Below are 20,980 nucleotides of genomic sequence, written 5' to 3'. Positions count from 1 at the left end.
GTCAGGATCATGATGCTTTTACCCTGCCCATTCTGCGGCAAGCGAAACGAAAACGAGTTTATTTTTGGCGGCCCGGTCGGGGCGGAGCGCCCTGACGCCAATGCTGTCAGCGATGAACAATGGGTCGAATATCTGACGGTGACGCCGAACCCATTGGGTCCGGTTGAGGAGAAATGGTGGCACGCGCGCGGATGCGGTGAATGGTTCACGATCTGGCGGGACACACGGACCCATGACATTGTGGAGGCGTCCGATGGCACAAAGTAACCGCCGCGCTTCGGGCGGGCGCATCGACCGAAACCGCCCTTTGCGATTCACATTCAATGGCAAATCCTATGAAGGGTTCGAGGGAGATACGCTGGCTTCAGCCCTGTTGGCAAACGGGGTTCGGGTCACGGCCCGCAGTTTCAAGTATCATCGCCCGCGGGGTATCATGGGGCACGGGCCCGAAGAACCCGCAACACTGGTGGAACTGGATGGCGAAGATGCTTCGGGCAACCGTCCTGCGACAACGGTGCCGCTGCGCGACGGGCTGAGCGCGCGGTCGGTCAATTGCTGGCCCTCGCCCGAGTTCGATCTGGGTGGGATCAATCAGCTGTTGACGCGCTTTATCCCCGCAGGGTTCTACTACAAAACGTTCAAATGGCCGGACTGGCACCTGTTTGAACCCTCGATCCGTCGGGCCGCAGGGCTGGCGGCGGCCCCAGCCAACCCTCCCGCTGCGGGTCATTTTGAGGCCCGGCACGCCCACGCCGATGTACTGATCGCCGGAGCTGGCCCAGCCGGTCTGCAAGCTGCGCTTGAGGCCGGTCGCGCGGGTAAACGTGTGTTTCTGGCGGATGAGGGCACCGAGGCGGGCGGTAGTCTGCTCAACCGCAATCTTTCGATCGGTGGCTGTCCCGCAATGGACTGGGTCACGGATGCGGTGGCTGAGCTGCGCGGTATGGACAATGTCACCCATCTGCAAAATGCAACTGTCTGGGCCTATCGCGAACACAATCTGATAATGGTGAACGAACGCGAGCCGGAACAGGACAGTATTCTGGAACGCAGTTGGCGCGTGCGGGCCGGCGAAGTTGTTATTGCTACCGGAGCCACTGAACGCGCCATGGTTTTTGGCGGCAATGACCGGCCCGGTGTGATGTTGGCCTCATCCGTACAGGCTTACGTCAACCGGTGGGGCGTGACGCCTGGGCAGCGTGTGGTGCTGTTTACCAACAACAACAGTGTTTATGCTGTGGCGGCTGATCTGTCAGCGGCAGGTACGCAGGTTATGGCCATTCTGGACAGCCGCAAGACTGTCCCGTCTGAGGTATTGGATCAGGTTCCGAATGTCCCGGTTCACACTGCAACAGTTGCAAGTGATGTACGTGGTCATAAAAGGGTTCGCGCGGTCAAAGCCGTTCCCATGACCGGAGGAGCAGGTCACTGGATCCATTGTGATGTGCTGGGCTGCTCCGGTGGGTGGAGCCCAACTGTGCACCTGTGGTCGCAATCCCGCAGCACGTTGCGGTTTGATGGGGATCTGGCAGCATTTGTCCCTGATCAGGCGGTTCAGAAGTGCCGCGCGGTGGGGGCAGCGGCAGGAGATCTGACGCTGAACAAGATCGTTGAGGGTGGCGACGATCTGCCTTATGCAATTGAAGCGCTCTGGCGGGTGGATGTGCCGGGCCAGCACGGCAAAGCCTTTTTGGATGTGCAGAACGATGTCTCAGTCAGTGATGTGCATTTGGCCTTGCGCGAAGGCTATGACAATGTCGAACACGTCAAGCGCTATACCACCGGCGGCATGGGGATCGACCAAGGCAAGACCGGCAATATCAACATCATCGGCACTATTGCGATGCAAAAAGGCGTGCCGCTGCAAGAGGTTGGAACGACCACTTTCCGGTCTCCCTATACGCCTGTTTCCTTCGGTGCGATTGGCGGGTTGCGGGAGGGCTGGGGGCTGTTCCCCTATCGCCATACCCCTGTGACCCAGTGGAACAAGGACAACGGCGCGGTCATGTATGAGGCTGGCGCGCGTTGGCGGCGACCGGGATACTTCCCGAAACCGGGCGAAGGTCTGCAAGAGGCCGTCAATCGCGAATGTCGAGCGGTGCGGGAAGGAGTTGGCGTCTATGATGGCTCGCCCCTTGGCACCTTTGAACTGAAGGGTCGGGATGTTCCGCAATTCCTCGATTTCATCTACTCCAACATCATGTCCAGCCTGAAACCGGGCAACGGGCGCTATGGGCTGATGCTGTCGGATGACGGGCTGATCCTGGATGATGGCGTTGCCTTCCGGCTGGACGAACACCGCTGGCTGGTTTCGACCTCGACGGGGCACGCGGATGCGGTCAATCAGCATATGGAAAAGCTGTTGCAGACCGAATTCCCGGACTGGCAGGTGATGATCACCACGGTCACAAGCCAGTGGAACAACGCTACCATCTGCGGCCCCAGGGCGCGCGACGTCTTACAGGCGCTTGGCACCGACATCGATCTCTCGCCCGAGGTGTTTCCCTTCATGTCCTTCTGCGATGGCACTGTTGCCGGACTTCCGGCGCGGGTGGTTCGGGTCAGCTTCACCGGTGAACTGTCTTTTGAGGTCAACGTTGCCCCTCGTGATATGGCGCAGCTGTGGGACAAGGTGATGGAGGCCGGAGCGCCTTTCGGTATTCTGCCCGTAGGCTCAGAATCCAGCCACGTGTTGCGGGTCGAAAAAGGGTTTCTGTCGCTGGGTCACGAAGTTGACGGAACGGTCGATGCATTCGATCTCGGAATGGGGTGGGCAATGTCGAAGAAGAAGCCCGATTATCTCGGCAAACGCTCGGTTGCTCTGCGCCGGTCGGGCAGTCGGACGCGGCGCGAGCTGGTGGGCATTCTGCCGAAAGACCCTGACCGGCAAATCCCAGAAGGTGCACCCTTGACCCCTGAAGGACGCAAAGAGGCCACCGACGGGTTGGTCACGGCGTGCGTCTGGAGTGTGGTCAATAAACGATGGGTCGGACTGGCGTTGCTGGAAAACGGTCACGCGCGACAGGGCGAAACCGCCCATGTCCGGCTGAAGGACGATGTGATCCCGGTCACTGTCACGAGACCGGTCTTCCACGACCCCGAGGGCAAGTTGCTGAGGTCCTGAGATGAGTTATGACGTAAAAATAGAACGACGCAGCCTGATGGCCCTATTCGACCTCAAAGGAGCGCCTGACGCGGTTTCGAATTGGGTCGGGGACGCTCTGCCGTTATTGCCGGATCGCCCGAACACCCGCGTGAATAAAGACAACACCGAGCTGTTTTACATCGGTCGTAACCACTGGGTCACCCGGGCCCCGCTGGCACAGGAAGATACGCTGGAGGCAAAGCTGAAGCCAACGGACTGCCCGGCGGATATTAGTATCGTGCGTATCTCGGACACCATGACATTCTTTCGCATTACAGGAACGGATGCGGATCAGGCGATGGCAATTGCCAGTCCGATGGACCTGCATGACAGCGTGTTCGGGCCAGATGCAGTTACCTATACCGAAGTTTTTGGTCTCAAGGCTTTGGTGATGCGGTGTCGGGATGGTATTGAGTTTGCGGTCGAACAGAGTTTTGCGGATATGATTGACGACTTTCTGACCCGCGCAACGGCCTGAGGAGGCAACTGCCCTGGCCCGGACACACATCCACAAGTACCAGACGCGCTATCACGCGAAAGCAACCTATTCCAAGGCAATCCGTGCCCGGGGTGACTTTGTTTTCATGCAGGGGCAGGTTGGTACTTTGCTGGATGGTACACTGATTGGCGAAGGCGATCCCGGTGCGCAGGCGGATCAGGCCTGCCGCAATATCCAGCGCTGGATGGAAGAGGCCGGGGACAGCAGATCGGAGCCGCACAGTACAGCGTCGCTCAGCGCGAGGTCGCGGGGATCGCGTGCCAGAATGCCCAACGTATCGAGGCTTAGGGACAGACCCATGACACCGGTCAGATCGTAGCGTCCGGTAGTTGGCTTGAAGCCGCAGCCCCCGCAATAGGCGGCTGGGCGGATCAGCGAAGCCGCGGTTTGAAATCCAAATCCCAAAGGGGCCATGAAATCAGCCACAGCCGCGGCCGAACCGGATGATGATCCACCTGGTGTATGCGCCGGGTTGGCCGGGTTTGCAGTCTTACCGGGTCGGAAATAGGCGAATTCGGTGGTTACCGTCTTGCCGATCGGAATGGCACCTGCGTCCAGAAAGGCCTGCACACAGGTCGCGTTCCGATCAGGGCGGCGATCCGAATAAAGGTCGCTACCCCAACCGGTCGGCATGTCATCGGTGTCGATGATGTCCTTGATCACAAATGGCACGCCATGGAGCGGTCCGCCAACGGGGAGTGCGTCGGCAGACCTTGCACGCTCCATGGCGCGCTCGGCATCGAGGGTCTGAAAAGCCCCGATGACGGGTTCACGGTTTTCGATCCGGTCCAGATGATCCGCCATCACTTCGGATGGTTTCACCTCGCCAGCCCGGATCATTGCAGCCAGTGCGTGGGCGGAGTGATGGTTCAGCTGCGTCATGCCTCCAGCGCTTTCAGGGCGTCGGCAAAAGGCGTGACAGGCATGTCATAGATGCCTCCGCCCAGGCGTCCGGCTTCGCCCAGCCGGTCAAGAATGCCCAGGCCGATCACGGGCCCTGAACCCTGTTCTACTGCGCCGCGCGCGGTGCTTCCCAATTGAACATCCAATGCGCGGAAATAGGGATGCGCCCCGACCGACAGGCCGGACATGCGTGCCTGCGCATCTTCGGGCAGATAAGCCCCCAGACCCTTTTTCTGCTCCGGGCTCAGATCGATGGCCATGGCCCCCAACCCGAAGGCTTCGACCACAGCGCTGTCACCGATAGCACCAAGCGCCCGCTCCTGTGACAGGTCTACCTCAAACGTCCCTTTGGGCGGGCTGGCCGGGATTGTGAACCACTGGCCCGGCAGACCGGAGATCTGAATGCCTGTTTCGCGCCCATTGCCACCTGCCGCGGTGACGAAGCTAGAGCCGTCAATCCCTTCGGCCAGTTTCATCATACATTTGGTTGCCGCCATCCACAGGTTCAGAAACAGCGAAGGTGAGCTATCCATAAAAGCCAGCACATCGTCATCCGTGATCCCGCCCGGCGTGCGATCCTTGAGTTCGGCAATCAGCGCCTGCGCGGCTACAGATGTGCGCCCGTGGCAATCATCCCCACCCGTCAGGCCGATCACGGCGAGTGGGACCAGAGCAATCCCTTCGGCGATCCCTTTCTCAAGTACGTCCAGAAACCGGGTATTGAGCCATTGGATATGGTCCAGCACTGCCTTGGACCGCAGCCCCAGCCGCATTGCCGGACGGCTACCCCCATTGATCGGCGCATAAACCTGCTGCCGCCCGCGCCACGCGTCATAAACCGTGTGCAGCGGCATATCCGCCGAGACCACGGCGGCCAGCGGCGTCACCACATTATGATCCTGTGCAGGTCTCAGGAGGATTTCACCTGCGTTGATCATCCCCTCGGCCTGATCGAAATCCTTCGCAAGCCCCTGCCAGACAGCAGCGACGCAGGCAGAATTCAGGATCGGTGCAGTAATCTGATCGAGGCTGGCAAAGGCGGGGCCTGAATGCAGCAGAACGTTCTCGTCCAAACCCAGCGCATCAGACGCTGTATTGAACCGGTTCCAGACCGGTTGGGTCACCATGGCCTTGTCAAAGGCCAGCTGATCTGCGGCGTGCAGCATCACGTATCCTCCGGCGGGATGATCCATGTTTCCGAGAAATACAGGAATGCCGTCGTCGTCTTATATCCGGCCTGCACCCGTGTACCCAGTTTGCCCGGCAAAGCATGGCCATTGACGATGATCTGCGCGGAATGGGCAGGCACCAGCAGCGAGAACATGTTCTGCTCGCCCGAGGCGACCTCGTGCGGCGACAGTTCCAGCGCGCGGGGTGGTTCGAACCCTTCCCAGACCAGCTCAACGGTCAGGTTCTCGCCTACGATGGTCTCGGTGTAGCGATGGCTCATCGGATCGCCTGAGGAACGCACAACCTGCGCGCCAATCTCGGGCAGGGTGGCGAAAGCAGGGGCGTTGGCGAAAGCGGCCAGTTTGCCGATGAAGTTGGTCTTCAGAAAAGCCGTGAGATCAGGATTGTCGCTGAGAATTACGTTCGGAGCCTCAGGTGGTCCTTCCACCTGATCCGGGGTTCCGTAAAGCAAGAGCACCTGACCCTGACCGACTGGAGACCATGCCACGCGAAAGAACAGCGCCATGGCTGAGAAGTTGTCATTGTCGTCTTTGAGCAGGATGCCCGGGTTTTCGCCTGTCCAGTCGACGATGCCGGGTGTGATAGGTTCGTTCAAAGGCATCACAGATCTTCCTGCGGGGTTACCCAGGTTTCCGAGAAGGCGAGGAAGGCCGTCGACATGGTGCGGCCAAAGAACTGGCGGCTAGCGACCTGACCGGGCAGGCGGGTGCCGTTGATGACAACCTGCGCCGCCTTGGCCTCCAAAAATACCGAATACATTTCATGCGCTTTAGTAGCCGAGTTCTCCTTGGTCACCTCTACCGGCAATGGTGGACCCATGTCCTGCCAGATCATCTCGACCGTAACGCCTGAGCCGCGCAGGGTTTCGGAGTATCTGGACTTCAGATCGCGGGGGCGCTTTTCGACGCTGTCGCAGTCCAGCCAGCTCATCGCGCCGAGACCCGCCTTGCCAATGAAGGTCGGCATCTTTGTCACCCATCCATCGACGATCCAGCGCATCATCCGCTGGTTATCGGTCATGACCAGGTTTGGCACATGCGGCCAGCCCTGCGCCTGATCGGGCGCCCCGAGGATCAGTGCCGCGTGTCCGCGACCATAAGGTGACAGAACCACCCGAAAGAAAAGCGCCAGCGTGTCATAGTGATCCTGGTCGGGGTCCTGTTTCAGATAGATGCCCGGGTTTTCACCGGACCAGTCCACTCGGCCGGGGTTATGGGGGATGCGCGCTGTCATGACCAGCTCGCCTCATACTCTTTCAGCGCATCAACGATGAACGTCTTGCGAGCCTCACCCTGAAGGTGGTCACCGGATTTGTAGATTTCAGCTACCTGATGCGAGACCTCTTTGAGTACTGCCCCGTCGTCCCGCCCCACCTGCAATGGAATGCGCAGCATGGTGTCACCAGCATATGTCGGTATCATCTTTCCGGCGAAATTGTCAGAGGGTTGAGGCGGTCTTTCGCCACTCTTCAGAGCGCGAATGGCGTTGCGCAGCAGACGGCGCGCCTTGGCGACACCCCGGTCGGTAAAGCTGAGGTTTTCGCGGGCGTGGATATTCTTGGGGCCCTGACTGACCCAGGCGTCATAGTCCCCCGGATCGCGTTGCCGCATCTCATACGGTCGGTCGGGATCCTGACCGTAGAAATCGGTCATTCCAAAACCCACCTTGCTTTTATCAGTCAGACCCTTGGGATCGTCATTCGCCGCCGCATCGCGGAAGTGACGCCAGGCGATGACCATCGTGTTGGTGTCGTCAATTGGAGTGATCCAGCGCGACAGCCCGCAGCGTCCAAAATAGCGCGGCCCATCCGGCACCGGGAAATGACCGCCGTTCTGGGTGAACGAGGGCAACATATGATCATGGATGCGGACCCAGACGATATCCTCCACACGCCGGACATTCGTGTAGAAATCGCCGGTCTGGCTTTCGTGAAACTCGATCATCGGCATTTCGGCAAAGGCGTCGATGAACTGGCTCCGCACAGCCAGAGTGTGCAGGTAGACCACATGGAACGGATCCCAGGCATTCTCCATCACTTGCAGCCAGTTGCAGGGGGACTTGATGAGATAGGGCACCAACTCGTCACCTTCGTCATCGAAGGTATCCATGACCGGGAAGAGGGGCTGCGCGACGGCCGGACCCATATAGGCAAAGGCCAACCCTTTGTATTCGATCACCGGATACGCCCCCAGGCAAGCCTTTTTCTTGACCTGAGAGGCAGGTGGTTCACACGGGGTTTCCAGAATGGTGCCGTCAAGTCCGTATTTCCAGCCGTGATAGGAACACCTGATGCCGCCTTCCTCTACAATGCCAAACTCAAGGCTCATATTGCGGTGGCAGCAATGCAGATGGGTCAGGCCTAGCTTGCCATCTTTTTTTTCGCGAAACAGAACCAGATCTTCGCCCAGAATGCGCAGACGATAGGGCAGGTCGCCGATCTGGTCAGTCATCGCCACCGGCATCCAGAACCGGCGCAGATATTCGCCGCATGGCGTGCCGGGGCCGACTTCAGTCAGCTCCGGGTCGGGCTCTTGTTGCCAAACGCTCTGCTGGTCGTGACCGCGGAAATTGCCCTCGGGGGTTGAGAAATGATTGTTCATGGCATCCTCCGTGCGTATCGGTGGTCAGGGGAATGGATCGGGGACTGGCGCGGTGCCGGTCCATATCGATTTGACCTGACAGAAATCCTTGATGGCGTTCGGGCCAAGTTCACGCCCATAGCCCGACAGCTTGATCCCGCCGATGGGGCTGGCAGGGTCTACGCTGCGATAGTGGTTGATGTAGACCGAGCCTGCCGCAATAGCCCCGGCGATACGCGCGCCCTTGTCGGCATCGGTCGTCCACACCCCTGCAGCCAGCCCATAGTCGCTGTCATTGGCCAGCGCGATGGCTTCGTCTTCGGTAGTGAATGAGGTTACGGCAAGAACCGGGCCGAACACTTCTTCACGCCAAAGCTGCATGTCGGGGCTTACATTGTCGAACACCGTCGGCCCGATATGGAATCCGTTCCGACCCGCTGCCGTAGCGGTTCCGTCCAGCAGGCAGGCTGCGCCATCGGCCTTGGCACGTTCGATCATCGCCGTCACCTTGCGCAGATGCGGCTCGTTGGCCAGTGGTGCGATCTGAGTGTCTGGGTCCATCGGGTCACCCATCCTAAGCGCTCGTGCCCGGTCGACCAGGCGTGATACCAGCTTGTCTTTCAACCCGGCCTCAACAATCAGCCTTGAACCGGCGACGCAGGTTTGACCGTTCGACAGGAAGATGCCGGACAGGATTCCGTTGACCACATTGTCCAGATCGCAGTCGGCAAAGACCACCTGCGGAGACTTTCCACCCAGCTCCAGCACCGCAGGGATTACTCCGGCTGAGGCAGCCTCGGCCACTTTACGACCGCCAAAATCCGAGCCGGTAAAAGTGACCTTGCGCGTCAGGGGGTGACGAACCAACGCCTCGCCCACCTCGTGACCCAGTCCGGTGACCACGTTTAACACCCCGGGCGGCAGTCCTGCTTCGTGCGCCAGCCGTGCGAATTCCAGAGTCGAGGCCGAGGCCATTTCAGAAGGTTTCACAACCACCGTATTGCCCGCCGCCAATGCCGGTGCCAGCTTCCAGGCAAGGATCATCAACGGAGAGTTCCATGGCGTGATGGCGACCACGACGCCATAGGGCAAATGGTACCCAACGCTCTGCACGCCTGGGACGTTGTTGGCTTGCGGTTCGGGTTGTAGTTTGCGCGCCTCTGCCGCGAAATACCTGAACCAGCTGTGCAGCCCGGAAAATTGTCCGCGCACCTCGGCTATGCGCTTTCCGTTGTCGCGGATTTCAGGCGTTACAAGCTCTTCCCAGCAGGTTTCCAAGATGTCTGCCAATCGGTCGAGCGCATCCGACCTCTCTGGCGGCCCCGACTTTGCCCATGGCCCGTTCCGGAAAGCATGATCGGCATCCCGGATAGCCTGATCGGCGGTTTGTGCGTCGCAACGGGCGACCTTGCACCAGACCTGACCAGTGGCGGGGTCGATGCTGGGCAGGGTTTCACCATCCCAATCAACAAAGGCACCGGAAATGAACGGAGAGCAGGTTTTCATTCAACGTCTCTCGGGCACGGGTTGGGCAACCAGCGCCAGCAAATCGCCCCGGCGTACAATGCCGCGATTGCCATGGGCCAGAACATGGCCCGTTGCGGGAAAGGTAAGCTTGACAGCTGCGCGTTCCGGTTCGGTCGGAAAGTGCAGAGTACCCGCCAGATCACCTTTGATTACCTGTTGCCCGGCAGCGCAGCGGCGGTCGAACAGGCCATCCGCAGGTGCATGGATCGAATGCAGCGGATCGGCGACTTCCACACATTGCGCCGGTGCCGGGGCAGGAGAGCCGCCCGGCAGAATGCCCAGATGTTTCAGGCAGCGTATCAGCCCGGCTTCAGCAAGGTCAGTGGCATGAGGATCGACACCCCCTCCGCCACTAAGTTCTGCTGCGATCATCGGAACTCCGGCGCGGGCAGCGGCAGCATTCACCGAGCGGTTGTCGTTATGCACGCCCAGTACCCAGATCAGCGGAAGCCCAAAGGCGCGGGCCAAATCCATGTTGGCTGCGGTCAGGTCTGTGTCATCCCCCCTTGCCGCCAGTGCGCAAGGATCGAAAACGGACGCCTTACCACCTGAGTGCAGGTCTATGGCTGCGTCAACGCGGTGCAGCAGTACGGTTTCGACAAAATGCGCTAGCATGGCCGTCGGGCCACCATCCGCATCGCCCGGAAAAGCGCGGTTCAGGTTTTGACCATCCAATGGCGAAACCCGCGACGAAGCCTGAAAGGCGGGCGCGTTCAGGGCCGGGATCAGGATCACCTGCCCAGAGAGTTCGGCAGGGTTCAGCTGTTCCGCCAGACGCAGGATTGCTGAGGGCCCTTCGAATTCGTCCCCATGTGTGCCGCCCAGAATCAGGACAGACGGCCCCGGTTTGCCCCGCAGGCTGATGATCGGGATGGGATGGTATCCCAGCGGTACGGTATTGTCGGACCATTTCAGCATAAGATCGCCAACCTGCCGACCCGGCGCATCCAGATTAATGGTCAGGTGAAGCCTGCTGGGTTGGGGTGAAAGTGTGTCGGTCATCCGGGTTCTTCTACTGGGCTGCGACTTTCATAACATAATTTTTTTGAAAGTGAATTGTCTAAAATTGTATGCTGTGTGATATATGTATGAAATTGCCATTGCCGTCACTGGCGGCGCCGGAGGATTTGGATGGCCATAGCCCGTGCTAAAGCTGGAATAGACAGGATCAAACCTCATATGGTGGGTGCGGCGTCCATGGACGTTCCGCCGCTTGCGATCCTTCTGAACTCGAATGAAAGTGTGTTTGGTCCCAGCCCGACGGCCCGCTCCGCCGCCTGTGCGGCCATCAGCAGTGTCGAACGCTATGTTGAAAACCCCGATCACATTCTGGCCCCAGCAATCGCCGAGAAATTTGGGCTGGACGCCGCGCGGATCACCACCGGGCAGGGATCGGACGATCTGCTGGCCCGCCTGGCCCGTGCCTATCTGGGGCAGGGCACCGAGTTGATCCGCAGCGCAAACGGCTATCTCAAAGTACCGAACTACGCCAATGCCAATGACGCCGAGGTGGTGTCGGTCGCGGACGATGCCTTCAAACCCTCAGTCGACCGAATGATCGAGGCGGTGACTAAACGTACCCGGATCGTTTACCTCGCCAATCCCGAAAACCCGGCAGGTACATATCTGAACGGATCAGAGCTGCGCCGTCTTCATGCTGCGTTGCCTGAAAATGTGCTTCTGATCATTGATGCCGCCTACGAGGAATATGTCGATGCGGCGGATTATGAGCCTGCGCACAAGCAGGTGGAGGCTGCGGACAATGTTGTCATGTGCCGGACGTTTTCAAAGATTTTCGGACTGGCGGGCGCACGCGTCGGCTGGATGTACGGGCCTGAGGATGTGGTCGACAGCGTGCGCCGGATCAGTCTGACCTTTCCCGTGGCGTCTTCTTCGGTTGCGGCAGCAGTTGCAGCATTGGAAGACACTGCGCACACACGTTTTGTGCGAGAGACTAACCTGAACAATCGAAAATGGCTTTCGACCGCACTAACGGAACTGGGCCTGTATGTGGTTCCAAGCCAGGCCAACTTTGTGCTGGTTCAGTTTCCCGATCCCAGGAAATCTGCCGAAGCGGTGGATCGGTTCTTGCGGCAGCGCGGCGTTGCCGTCCGCCGGTTCGCCTCGCCCGCCTATCGCGACTATATCCGCATCACCATTGGCCACCGCCATGAATTGCAGGCGGCACGGGACGGGATCGCTGCGTTTCTGGCCGGAGGTGCCTGATGGTCGCGTCCCCTCAACCAGCAGAAGATGCTCCGCAGGTCGCGCATCCATCCGGCGCCGCAATCATAGCCGCAATCAAGGTGGCGGGTGTTCGTGAAATAGTTGCGCTGCCGGATATTGTTACCAGTGATGGGCTGCTCTGGCCGATCTCACGCGATCCCGTATTTCGCCTGACCCGTATCTGTAAAGAAGATGAGGGCGTCAGTATCTGCGGGGCGATGTCATACAACGGTACGCGGGCGGTCTTGATGATGCAGCAAACCGGGTTGATGGACTCCCTGAATGCGATCCGGGCCATTGGCGTCGACTATGAACTGCCGGTGGTCATGATGGTTGGACTGCAAGGCAAGGAGCCACATATGCACCCGGATCAGTCAGCCTCTTACGGGGTGCGGATCGTCCGGCCGGTGCTGGACGCTATGGAGCTGTCACATTCCCTGATCGAGGAACCGGGAGATGAAGACCATATCCCGCAGGCGATCGAAGCGGCCTATGCGGCCTCAAGACCCCATATTTTCCTGATTGGCCGCGCACCGGAGGCGCCATGACAATGCACCGCGATGCCGCGTTGAAAGCCCTGATCCCTCACGTCCGCGAGGAGGACATCGTGGTCGCCGTGTATCAAAACTGTTTCGACTGGCTTGCCCTGAACCCGCGCGATCTGAACTATGTGGCTGTCGGCGCAATGGGACAGGCATCCTCTCATGGTTTGGGTCTGGCACTGGCTAATCCTGATCGGCGTGTGATGGTGCTGGATGGCGACGGCAGCCTGCTGATGAATCTGGGAACTTTGGTGACGATTGCCAATGCGGGAGTGACAAACCTTTACCATTTCCTTTCGGCCAACCGCGTCTATGAGGTGAACGGGTCGCACCCTTTGCCCGGCGCGGACAGAGTGGATTTTACTGCTATGGCATGGGCCGCCGGTTATGCCGGAGTGCAGCGATTTACCACGCTGGATCAGTTTTCTGCGGCGCTGCCGCAGGTGCTGTCATCCAACGGTCCACAGTTTGTTTCTATGGAACTAACGGCAGGTGCCCCCTATCCGCGGGACTACACGTATATTCACAGCGCACAGGCGCGTGCCAGTTTCCGCGAGGCGCTTAATCGCCGTTAATCTGAGATTGCACGATCTTTAGAAAGGATTGCCCGACGGCAGACAGGGGCTTGTTTTTGGACCAGAACAGAACTGCCCGAAAGGTCAGAGGTGCCGCAAAGGGCAGGGCGACACAGTCAGGAATTGTTCTGAGGTAATCCAGGCTGGCTCCGACAACCGATACGCCCAACCCACGCGCAACAAGACGGCATACTGCGTCGGTAGTGCGCGTCTCATACTGCATCTGCCGTTGAATGCCTTTTGCCTCGAAAAACTGATCCATCTCGAACCGGAACCGCGAGGAAGGCATGTATGAGATAAAATTCTCACCAGCCAAATCCTGCGCCTGTACAAGGGATTTCCCGGCCAGAGGGTGACCAGTTGGAACGACGCAGCGCACGTCGCTGTTCCGGATAACCAGACTGTCAAAGGACGGGTTGGCGGGTTCGGTCGTTGTGACCCCGAAATCGTAATTCTGCGAGACCATCCATTCGACCGCATCGTCGCTGGGCGCGATTTCCATCCGGGCCATGGCCTGCGGCCAGGTGGCGGCGAATTCCTGAATCAGATCGGGGGCCAGTTGGGACGACACCCCCGGGGTGACCACAAGGCTAAGCCGCGCGTGGCCGAATTTCCCGATGGCAGTCGCAGATTCCTTGATGTGTTCCATGCCGCTGACGGCCTGCCGCACCTCTTCCACCAGCAGACGGGCCTCATCCGTGGGCACCAGCACCCGGCCCGAGCGTTGAAACAACCGAAATCCAACTTCGGCCTCAAAGTCCGAAATCAGGCGACTGACCGCGGGCTGCGAGATACCCAGCATCGCCGCCGCCTCGGTCACGGTTCCGGTCGAAACCACGGTTCGAAAAGCGTCAACCTGTTTGAAAGTGATCTTCATGCGAGATTAGGCCTGATTGAGATATACGGTCGGATTATTCATAGTTTCACATAATATAGGAATATGAAATGGTTCCGGTGGGTTATACGGCCCGATGCCGCCGGAATGTGATGCCTGCTTACTGCGGACGTGTTGAAACGGTGATGAATTCAATCGCATTTGACAGGATTTGATGAAAGCCATGAGGCAGCTTGGCGTCAAAGCTCAGCGTATCTCCGGCGGCCATCGTAAAATCCTCGGTCCCGCATCGATAGACCGCCGTGCCCCTGATCATATAGAGAAAGACGTACCCTTCATGCTGATAGCTTGGCAGGCTTTCTGACTGGTCACGTGAGATGGTGATATGGGCAGACTGAAACGTGCCACCGGGCCCGCCATGTTTGCCCAGCAACATGTAATCATGTGCGTGGCCCTGCGTGATGCGCCGCGATGGCAACCCGTCGCCCGCTTTGACATGATGCACATCAGCTGCCACTTCGGAATGTGCAAACAGCGCCATCAGCGCGACGTCCAGAGCATCCGCCAATGATTGCAACGTGCCAAGTGAAGGGGATACATGCCCGTTTTCGATCCGGCTGATCATCGCGGTTGAAACCTGCGCCCGGGTGGCCAGATCCGCCAGCGTCAGATTACGCTCCTGCCGCAACCTTTGCAGAGTCTGTCCGACTTCTTTTTCAGTATCCGTTTTATTTCCCATCAAGCGATCGCCATTCATCCTTGTCTGGATGTTGATAGCGGTTGGCAGGAATGGCCGCAAACTTTTCCCGACCCGGTTCTGCGGGGAATTGTGGGTCAGTTGTAAGGTCGTTCTGGCTTAGGTTTTAATCGTACCATCCTCAACCCAGGCGTCGAACTGTGCAAGAACGGCACTGTCAAGTTGACGGCCCGATCATACACCGATAGAGGCGCGCGATGATCCTGTCAGTCCCTTCGCCGCGTCTCAAGGGGTTTCGGTACCCACGTTCGGTCATCGGGTTTGCCGTCTGGGCTTACCATCGATTTGCCCTGAGCCTTCGGGACGTCGAGGACCTGCTGGCCGAGCGGGGCGTCCGGGTCAGCCACGAGACGGTCCGTTCCTGGGTTAGGCGTTTCGGCCGCCAGATCGCGGGAAGAATCCGCGAGGATCGTCCGGCGCCGGCCGACAAGTGGCATCTCGACGAGATGGTCATCGTGATCGGCAGCAAGAAGCGCTGGCTCTGGCGGGCGGTCGATGCACGTGGTGACGTCCTCGAGATCCTGGTGCAGGCGCGCCGGAATGCTAACGCGGCGAAGCGCTTCATGCGCAAGCTGATGCTGAAGTGGGGCGCGCCGAGGGTCCTGATCACGGACAAGCTGGGCAGCTACCGGGTGGCCCGGAGGGGGCTCTGCCCCGGGACCGACCATCGCGCCCACAAGGGCCTGAACAACCGGGCCGAGGCCTCGCACCGGCATACCCGACGGCGCGAGAAGATCATGGGCCGGTTCAAGTCACCCGGCCAGACGCAGCTCTTCCTCTCGGCACATGACCAGATCGCCGCTCTGTTCCGCCCCAAACGCCATCATCTGTCCACACCCTCTTACCGCCATGCATGTGCCGACGCCTTCGGCCTCTGGCAGGAATACGTTGAGAATCTCCGGGCCTGAGCGGCGACCGTGCGCCTGATCTCAGATCAGCGCCAATAACTTGACAGTGCCTGCCGGTCGCCTTCGTTACAGCGGCATCGCTGGTTCATGAACTGATGGAGGCCCGCGACGAGAAGCGCTTGCTGCGGCTGCAACGGCAACTGGCCAAGGTCAAATTGCTGACAATCGATGAACTGGGCTTTGTGCCATTGAGCAAAACCGGCGCTGAACTGCTCTTCGAGCTGATCTCACAACGCTACGAGAGAGGTTCCACCCTGATCACCAGCAATCTGCCGTTCGAAGAATGGACGGAAACCTTCGGGACCGAACGCCTCACCGGCGCCCTGCTGGATCGCCTGACCCATCATGTGAACATTATGGAAATGAACGGCGAAAGCTATCGCCTCAACCAGAGCCGCGCCCGCCTCGCAAAATCCGGAAATGATCTTTACAGGATTGGCCTGACGGCCAATGCGCCTTGGACCGTGCTTGCTATTTGAGGGTCGCACGCTGCAAGGCGCCCGCGCCAAACTGGCCTACTTTTGCTCCACCCCAACGGCCGGTTCTTGCCGCCGTTGACAAACGCTCTGCAAGCCCTGCTGATGGCCGTATGGCGGCGCAAACCCGCAGGTAAGGTCGTGGTCCACTCAGACTAGGGCTCCCAATTCACCAGCCGGGAGTGGCAGACATTCCTGCGCCAGCACAACCTGGAACCCAGCATGAGCCGACGCGGCAATTGTCACGACAACGCGGTCGCTGAAAGTTTCTTCCAACTGCTGAAACGAGAACGGATCAGGCGGCGGACATACCCGACCCAGGACGACGCGCGGCAAGACGAGTTCGAATACATCGAGCTCTTCTGCAGGTGTTGTCACGTTAACTTCTGACTCACGAAGAAATCCTGATGCTTGGGTGTCAAGTTGCTCGGGTGGCAGCATTCCAGGCGTCAAATGCTTCGAGGCGGTGATATCGGATTGTTAAGGCGGAGCGACGGCGCACAGGAACACAAAAGCAATTCCGAATGGCTGAATGAGTGGCCACAAACCGCTGCAAGCCTCCTGGAGATCGATGTCCTTGCATCGTCCTTTCCCGCTTTCGGAATGGGAGATGGCTGTTTTCGGCACGGTTGTTCAGCCCTTTGTGCGACCAATGATCCAGACCCGGCGCAACCTCTCGTTTTGCAGCACCATACGACCGCAGCTTGTCCGTGATGATCCGCTTGGGAATGAAACCAAGACGCTTTATCAGGCTGCGCAACAACCGTTTTGCGGCCCGTTTGTCGCGCTTCGGTTGGAGTATTTCGTCCAGCACGACGCCATGCTGATCGACCGCGCGCCAAAGCCAATACCTGCGAGCAGCGATTTTCACGACAACTTCATCGAGATGCCAGACATCACCAGGACGGTCCTGACTTAGTCGCAAGTTTCGAGCCATCATCGGTCCGAACTTGATCACCCAACGCCAGATAGTCTCGTAAGAAACGTCGATCCCGCGCGCAAGCAGCATCTCTTCAACTTCGCGAAGGCTCAAATTGAATCGGAAATACAGCCACACAGCGTGGGCAATGATCTGAGGAGGAAATCGGTGACGCTTGTAGCTGATGGACGACGAATTCATCAATGCGATCTATGTCCAAATCCAGACACGAGCAACCGATCTAGGGTTAACGTGACAACACCAACCGATGATATGCCCACACCGAATAGGCGATGATTTCGCGAGGAAAACGGAAGCCTTTCAGCCGCGGCAATGAAGTCGGTATGGTCATGGTACCGCGCCATCCGAAATGGACAGCGCGATCAACTTGGCAATGCCGGCGGCGGGCGTCTGCAGCCTGCCACCTAGCTATCGGGGCATTGTCGATCCGTCAAGCCGTTTGCGCGCCACGGCCATGTCGCGCCCATCAAATATCCCTATTTCTCACATTCTAGAAGCCACCAATCGTGCATTGCGTGAAACATCTTGGTCAGGGCCATCGCCTTTTGGGTCGCCGTGTATTCTACCCGTGGCGGCACCTCTGGAAATATCTCGCGCGTCACCAGCCCATCTTCCTCCAGCGCCCGAAGCTGCCCAGTCAGCATGGTCTGCGTGATCCCGTCCACGTCCCGCTTGAGTTCGCCGAAGCGCTTCGTGCCCTGGAAGATCAGAACTTGAAGAATGATCAGTTTCCACTTGCCGCCAATCAAGCGGGCGATATCGGGCATGGGGCAGCGCTCGGCAAAGGCGTCGTTCGATGGCCGTGATTCGTCCGTGACGTTTTTCATGACATTCATGGCAGCCTCCCTAGTACTAATTTGCTACCAACCATTATTTTGTAAGTTTGCTCACAAATCAAACCATTTGTATGGAAATTCATCGGGTTGCCCCAAGGCGCGACCAGAGAATCGCCGCCAATAGTAGCAAAAACCTGACCAAGTAAAGAAAAACTGCCTTCTTTTCAATAAGTTGCAAAATCCCATATTGATGCAGCGCACACAGGAACAGGGAAGATCAAGCCATGCTTTTGGAAGGGAAAACCGCAATCGTCCTCGGTGTAAACGGGCATATCGGACGCCATGTCGCCGAGCGTTTTTTGCGGGAAGGGGCAATCGTGTTCGGTGCCGGTCGAAACGGCGCCCACTCACGTATCGCTGAAAAACTTGCCGACTACCGAGATCTTGACGCCACCGACACTTCGGCGGTGTCCGACTTTGTGGACGCGGTCTGGGAAAGGCAAGGCCGCATCGATATTGTCGTGAACCTCGCAGGCGTACGACCGTTGGACTATCATCACGGCAACCCAAGCGTCGAGGTTTCCTCCGAGCAGTTCCTTCTGCCACTGTCCGTCGACACCTGCGCTCAGTTCATCTCGGCCAAAGCGGCTTATCCTTACATGACCCGGCAGGGGTTTGGTACGGTGATCTTCAACACCTCGACACTGGCCAAGGTCGGAGCCCCGTGGTCGGCGGCGGCTTCGGCCTCTCATGCTGCGACTGAGGGGTTGATGCGTGTACTGGCGCATGAATGGGGACCGGCAGGCATTCGTGTTCTGGGTGTGCGGTCCGAAGCGTTGCAAGAATCGTCAACCATCGATTACACGTTCAAGACGATGGGCGGGCAAATAGGTCTCGACTACGCGGGCATGAAGGATTTTGTCGAGCAGAACAAGACCGCGCTCAAACGCCTGCCATCTGCCGAAGATATCGCCGGGGTCTTTGCTTTTGCGGCGTCCGATCTCGCCTCTTGCATGGCAGGCACCATGCTCAACCAGTCGGCGGGACATATCCTGGAATGATGATATCCGTGCCGCCCCGCAACAATTTCGCACTTGAGGATTAGGACCTGAAACATGACATTGACCATCCACACAATCAGCGGCGCACCGCGACCCTGGCGAGTGCTTGTGGCACTCGCCCTAAAAGGCATCCCTTGGGAACAGCACGTTCTGCAAGCCTCCGCCGGAGAACACAAATCCGAACCCTTTCTGTCGCTGAATCCGCGCGCCACCGTCCCGGTGTTGGAAGCCGACGGCATCGTCATCCGCGATTCAATTGCCGCCCTTGCCTGGCTGGATCGGCGCTATCCCGAGCCTCCACTCTTTGGCGCAACACCGGACGAGGCCGCGCGAATCTGGCAGGTCACCATGGAAGCTTGCGACTATGTGCGCGAGGCCAATCGCGCCGTACTGGTTCCAGTCTTGCTGCAGCGGCTCGACCCGGAGCCGGGCAGCGAAGAAGACAAGGCACTGGTCGGAGCCAGTGAAAAGCTGCATGCTGAATGCCGCTGGCTTGAGGGTCTGCTGGCAAATAGTTCCTATTTGGTTGGGAATACGCCGAGTGCGGCAGACGCGGTCGTTTTCCCGGAAATCCGCCTTATCCAGCGGGCGGTCGAGAACCACCACAAGGTAATGGACCGGCTTGGTTTCGGCTATCCGCCTGATCTTTATCCACGGGTATCCGAGTGGAAAGCCCGGATGAGAGAGCTTCCCGGTATTGAGGACACGTTGCCTCCGCATTGGAATGAACAGGAGGCAGTACCTTCCATGCGAAACTATAAAAAGTCTCTCACGGTCGCGGCCACCCCGGAACAGGTCTTCGAAGCACTGACGAAAGGGTTCGAACACTGGTGGACCACACCTGATCAGCCGATCCGGAAAGAGGGCGACCGGGCCAAGTTCACCTTTCCGCCGGGCCGGTCGTACTGGACTTTCGAAGCCAGGCGGCTTGTTCCCGGAAAACTGGTCGAGTTGGAATGCGTCGAGGCGCTGCACCTGCATGAAGGCAAGCCCAAGGAGATCGAGACAGAATGGCTCGGCACGCGGACGATCTGGACCATCTCGCCCGAAGAAAACGGCGCGCGAGTTCGTTTCGAACATGTGGGGCTTTCACCAAGCCTTCTTTGTTACGAGGTATGCGAGGCCGGATGGGACAGGTTTTTTGTCGACAGCTTAAAGGCCTATCTCGACACCGGTACGGGTATGCCGCACCGCCCACCGATTTGAGTTTCGGCCGTAAGGACAATGGAAACTGGCTGTTTGGCAGTGAACAACGTTGACCAGATGACTATGGGGCTGCTCGAAGCGGCAGGTATCGGTTCGGGCATGCGCGTGCTTGATATCGGCTGCGGCACCGGCGCGGTGTCATTCATGGCGGCCGAACGGGTCGGATCGCACGGTCAGGTGATCGGTCTTGATCGGGACGCAGGCGCATTGCAATTGGCACGCGCCAGACGGGCCGAGTTGGGTTTGCGCAACGTCACATTCTCTGAAGGAGGTTTTGACGCGACTGGAATCAAGGACGAGACCTGCGAGGCCACTATCGGACGGCGTGTGCTGATGTATCAGCGAGATCCTGTGGCAGCGGTAAGCAGCCTTGCCCGCGTCCTCAAGCCGGGTGGTCGCGCCTTGTTCCATGAGCATGACCTAGCCACAATCGAACAGGTCGGAGCGCCTTGGCCGCTGCATGATCGGGTCCGTGGCTGGCTTCGCGATATGCTGTTGACCGAAGGCGCCGACATCCACATGGGCAGCCATATGTACGCCGTTCTTTCGGAAGCGGGACTGGAGGTGGAAGCGATCCGTGCCGAAGCGAACCTTTTGACACCCTCGTCTCGCTATCCGGTTGCTTCGATTGTCCGCGCGGCGCTTCCGCGCCTTGAACGATACTCGATTGCATCGAAGACTGACATCGATATCGATACCCTTGAAGACCGGCTTGCCAACGAGCGGCGGCAGTTCCGACCAACCTGTGTTTGGGAAATCGTTTATTGCGCCCAGGCCCGGAAACGACGTTCTGCTTGATGGCCTGAAAGGTGGGGTCGCAACCTAGTGGCCCTT

Annotated in this window: 21 protein-coding genes and 3 pseudogenes; 13 read left to right on the top strand and 11 right to left on the bottom strand. The window is 58.8% G+C overall.

Annotation, left to right across the window (positions count from 1 at the left end; all coding sequences use genetic code 11):
• The first annotated feature begins 9 nt into the window (after window positions 1–9).
• The 4 genes and pseudogenes from ACR3FC_RS19575 to ACR3FC_RS19560 form a co-directional block, all read left to right on the top strand.
• Entirely contained in the window at window positions 10–267 is a 258-nt protein-coding gene (locus tag ACR3FC_RS19575; protein WP_480478006.1) for a sarcosine oxidase subunit delta, read from the top strand.
• The gene (locus ACR3FC_RS19570) at window positions 254–3,124 is read left to right on the top strand and encodes a 2Fe-2S iron-sulfur cluster-binding protein (protein ID WP_480478004.1); all 2,871 of its coding nucleotides are present in this window, start codon (window positions 254–256) and stop codon (window positions 3,122–3,124) included. Before ACR3FC_RS19575 ends, ACR3FC_RS19570 begins: the two co-directional genes overlap by 14 nt.
• 1 nt (window position 3,125) lies before the next feature.
• On the top strand, window positions 3,126–3,623 hold the full coding sequence (locus ACR3FC_RS19565; protein ID WP_480478003.1) for a sarcosine oxidase subunit gamma family protein: 498 nt from the start codon (window positions 3,126–3,128) through the stop codon (window positions 3,621–3,623).
• 106 nt (window positions 3,624–3,729) lie between these two features.
• Window positions 3,730–3,789, top strand: a pseudogene (locus tag ACR3FC_RS19560) (RidA family protein); the annotation flags it as partial.
• A gap of 11 nt (window positions 3,790–3,800) precedes the next feature.
• On the opposite strand, the gene ACR3FC_RS19555 reads toward ACR3FC_RS19560, so the two are convergent.
• From ACR3FC_RS19555 to ACR3FC_RS19525, 7 genes are read right to left on the bottom strand one after another with little or no spacing between them, the layout of a single operon-like run.
• On the bottom strand, window positions 3,801–4,526 hold the full coding sequence (locus tag ACR3FC_RS19555) for an amidase (protein ID WP_480478001.1): 726 nt from the start codon (window positions 4,524–4,526) through the stop codon (window positions 3,801–3,803).
• Window positions 4,523–5,713: a YlbE family protein gene (locus tag ACR3FC_RS19550; protein ID WP_480477999.1), complete on the bottom strand. Its 1,191-nt coding sequence runs from the start codon at window positions 5,711–5,713 to the stop codon at window positions 4,523–4,525. The genes ACR3FC_RS19555 and ACR3FC_RS19550 overlap by 4 nt, the downstream gene beginning before the upstream one ends.
• Window positions 5,713–6,339, bottom strand: coding sequence for a hypothetical protein (locus ACR3FC_RS19545; RefSeq protein ID WP_480477997.1), 627 nt, complete (start codon window positions 6,337–6,339; stop codon window positions 5,713–5,715). Before ACR3FC_RS19545 ends, ACR3FC_RS19550 begins: the two co-directional genes overlap by 1 nt.
• Window positions 6,339–6,971, bottom strand: a complete 633-nt coding sequence (locus tag ACR3FC_RS19540; protein WP_480477995.1) for a hypothetical protein — start codon at window positions 6,969–6,971, stop codon at window positions 6,339–6,341. The genes ACR3FC_RS19545 and ACR3FC_RS19540 overlap by 1 nt, the downstream gene beginning before the upstream one ends.
• Window positions 6,968–8,338: a Rieske 2Fe-2S domain-containing protein gene (locus tag ACR3FC_RS19535; RefSeq protein ID WP_480477993.1), complete on the bottom strand. Its 1,371-nt coding sequence runs from the start codon at window positions 8,336–8,338 to the stop codon at window positions 6,968–6,970. The genes ACR3FC_RS19540 and ACR3FC_RS19535 overlap by 4 nt, the downstream gene beginning before the upstream one ends.
• Before the next feature lie 24 nt (window positions 8,339–8,362).
• Window positions 8,363–9,823 (bottom strand): aldehyde dehydrogenase, encoded by a 1,461-nt coding sequence (locus ACR3FC_RS19530; RefSeq protein ID WP_480477991.1) that lies wholly within the window; start codon window positions 9,821–9,823, stop codon window positions 8,363–8,365.
• The gene (locus ACR3FC_RS19525; protein ID WP_480477989.1) at window positions 9,824–10,846 is read right to left on the bottom strand and encodes a succinylglutamate desuccinylase/aspartoacylase family protein; all 1,023 of its coding nucleotides are present in this window, start codon (window positions 10,844–10,846) and stop codon (window positions 9,824–9,826) included.
• 129 nt (window positions 10,847–10,975) lie between these two features.
• Here ACR3FC_RS19525 and ACR3FC_RS19520 point away from each other — a divergent pair, with 129 nt between their 5' ends.
• From ACR3FC_RS19520 to ACR3FC_RS19510, 3 genes are read left to right on the top strand one after another with little or no spacing between them, the layout of a single operon-like run.
• On the top strand, window positions 10,976–12,070 hold the full coding sequence (locus ACR3FC_RS19520; protein ID WP_480477987.1) for a pyridoxal phosphate-dependent aminotransferase: 1,095 nt from the start codon (window positions 10,976–10,978) through the stop codon (window positions 12,068–12,070).
• Window positions 12,070–12,618, top strand: coding sequence for a decarboxylase (locus tag ACR3FC_RS19515; RefSeq protein ID WP_480477985.1), 549 nt, complete (start codon window positions 12,070–12,072; stop codon window positions 12,616–12,618). The genes ACR3FC_RS19520 and ACR3FC_RS19515 overlap by 1 nt, the downstream gene beginning before the upstream one ends.
• Window positions 12,615–13,187 carry a thiamine pyrophosphate-dependent enzyme gene (locus ACR3FC_RS19510; RefSeq protein WP_480477983.1) on the top strand — a complete coding sequence of 191 codons (573 nt, stop codon included), beginning with the start codon at window positions 12,615–12,617 and terminating at the stop codon, window positions 13,185–13,187. The genes ACR3FC_RS19515 and ACR3FC_RS19510 overlap by 4 nt, the downstream gene beginning before the upstream one ends.
• On the opposite strand, the gene ACR3FC_RS19505 is transcribed toward ACR3FC_RS19510, so the two are convergent.
• A complete protein-coding gene (locus ACR3FC_RS19505; RefSeq protein ID WP_480477981.1) occupies window positions 13,174–14,064 on the bottom strand; it encodes a LysR substrate-binding domain-containing protein in 891 nt (296 codons plus the stop codon). The genes ACR3FC_RS19510 and ACR3FC_RS19505 overlap by 14 nt on opposite strands.
• 118 nt (window positions 14,065–14,182) lie before the next feature.
• Window positions 14,183–14,761 (bottom strand): helix-turn-helix domain-containing protein, encoded by a 579-nt coding sequence (locus tag ACR3FC_RS19500; RefSeq protein WP_480477979.1) that lies wholly within the window; start codon window positions 14,759–14,761, stop codon window positions 14,183–14,185.
• Window positions 14,762–14,976: 215 nt separating this feature from the next.
• Here ACR3FC_RS19500 and ACR3FC_RS19495 point away from each other — a divergent pair, with 215 nt between their 5' ends.
• The 3 genes and pseudogenes from ACR3FC_RS19495 to ACR3FC_RS19485 all read left to right on the top strand — a co-directional run.
• Window positions 14,977–15,687: an IS6 family transposase gene (locus tag ACR3FC_RS19495; RefSeq protein ID WP_480477977.1), complete on the top strand. Its 711-nt coding sequence runs from the start codon at window positions 14,977–14,979 to the stop codon at window positions 15,685–15,687.
• A 50-nt stretch (window positions 15,688–15,737) separates the two neighbouring features.
• A pseudogene (locus ACR3FC_RS19490) lies at window positions 15,738–16,166 on the top strand (ATP-binding protein); the annotation flags it as partial.
• Between the two features lie 84 nt (window positions 16,167–16,250).
• Window positions 16,251–16,526: pseudogene (locus ACR3FC_RS19485) on the top strand (DDE-type integrase/transposase/recombinase); the annotation flags it as partial.
• A gap of 55 nt (window positions 16,527–16,581) precedes the next feature.
• Here the strand turns inward: ACR3FC_RS19485 and ACR3FC_RS19480 are convergent.
• The gene (locus tag ACR3FC_RS19480; RefSeq protein WP_480477956.1) at window positions 16,582–17,283 is read right to left on the bottom strand and encodes an IS6 family transposase; all 702 of its coding nucleotides are present in this window, start codon (window positions 17,281–17,283) and stop codon (window positions 16,582–16,584) included.
• A 296-nt stretch (window positions 17,284–17,579) separates the two neighbouring features.
• On the bottom strand, window positions 17,580–17,939 hold the full coding sequence (locus ACR3FC_RS19475; RefSeq protein WP_480477974.1) for a winged helix-turn-helix transcriptional regulator: 360 nt from the start codon (window positions 17,937–17,939) through the stop codon (window positions 17,580–17,582).
• A 224-nt stretch (window positions 17,940–18,163) separates the two neighbouring features.
• Here ACR3FC_RS19475 and ACR3FC_RS19470 point away from each other — a divergent pair, with 224 nt between their 5' ends.
• From ACR3FC_RS19470 to ACR3FC_RS19460, 3 genes are read left to right on the top strand one after another with little or no spacing between them, the layout of a single operon-like run.
• On the top strand, window positions 18,164–18,940 hold the full coding sequence (locus ACR3FC_RS19470) for an SDR family NAD(P)-dependent oxidoreductase (RefSeq protein ID WP_480477972.1): 777 nt from the start codon (window positions 18,164–18,166) through the stop codon (window positions 18,938–18,940).
• Between the two features lie 54 nt (window positions 18,941–18,994).
• On the top strand, window positions 18,995–20,146 hold the full coding sequence (locus ACR3FC_RS19465) for a glutathione S-transferase N-terminal domain-containing protein (protein WP_480477970.1): 1,152 nt from the start codon (window positions 18,995–18,997) through the stop codon (window positions 20,144–20,146).
• 18 nt (window positions 20,147–20,164) lie between these two features.
• Window positions 20,165–20,944: a methyltransferase domain-containing protein gene (locus tag ACR3FC_RS19460; protein ID WP_480477968.1), complete on the top strand. Its 780-nt coding sequence runs from the start codon at window positions 20,165–20,167 to the stop codon at window positions 20,942–20,944.
• Window positions 20,945–20,980: the final 36 nt, after the last annotated feature.

Source organism: Ruegeria sp. AF3, assembly GCF_056536285.1.
The sequence above is the reverse complement of the archived record's forward strand: the minus strand, read 5'-3'. Positions and strand labels throughout refer to the sequence as shown.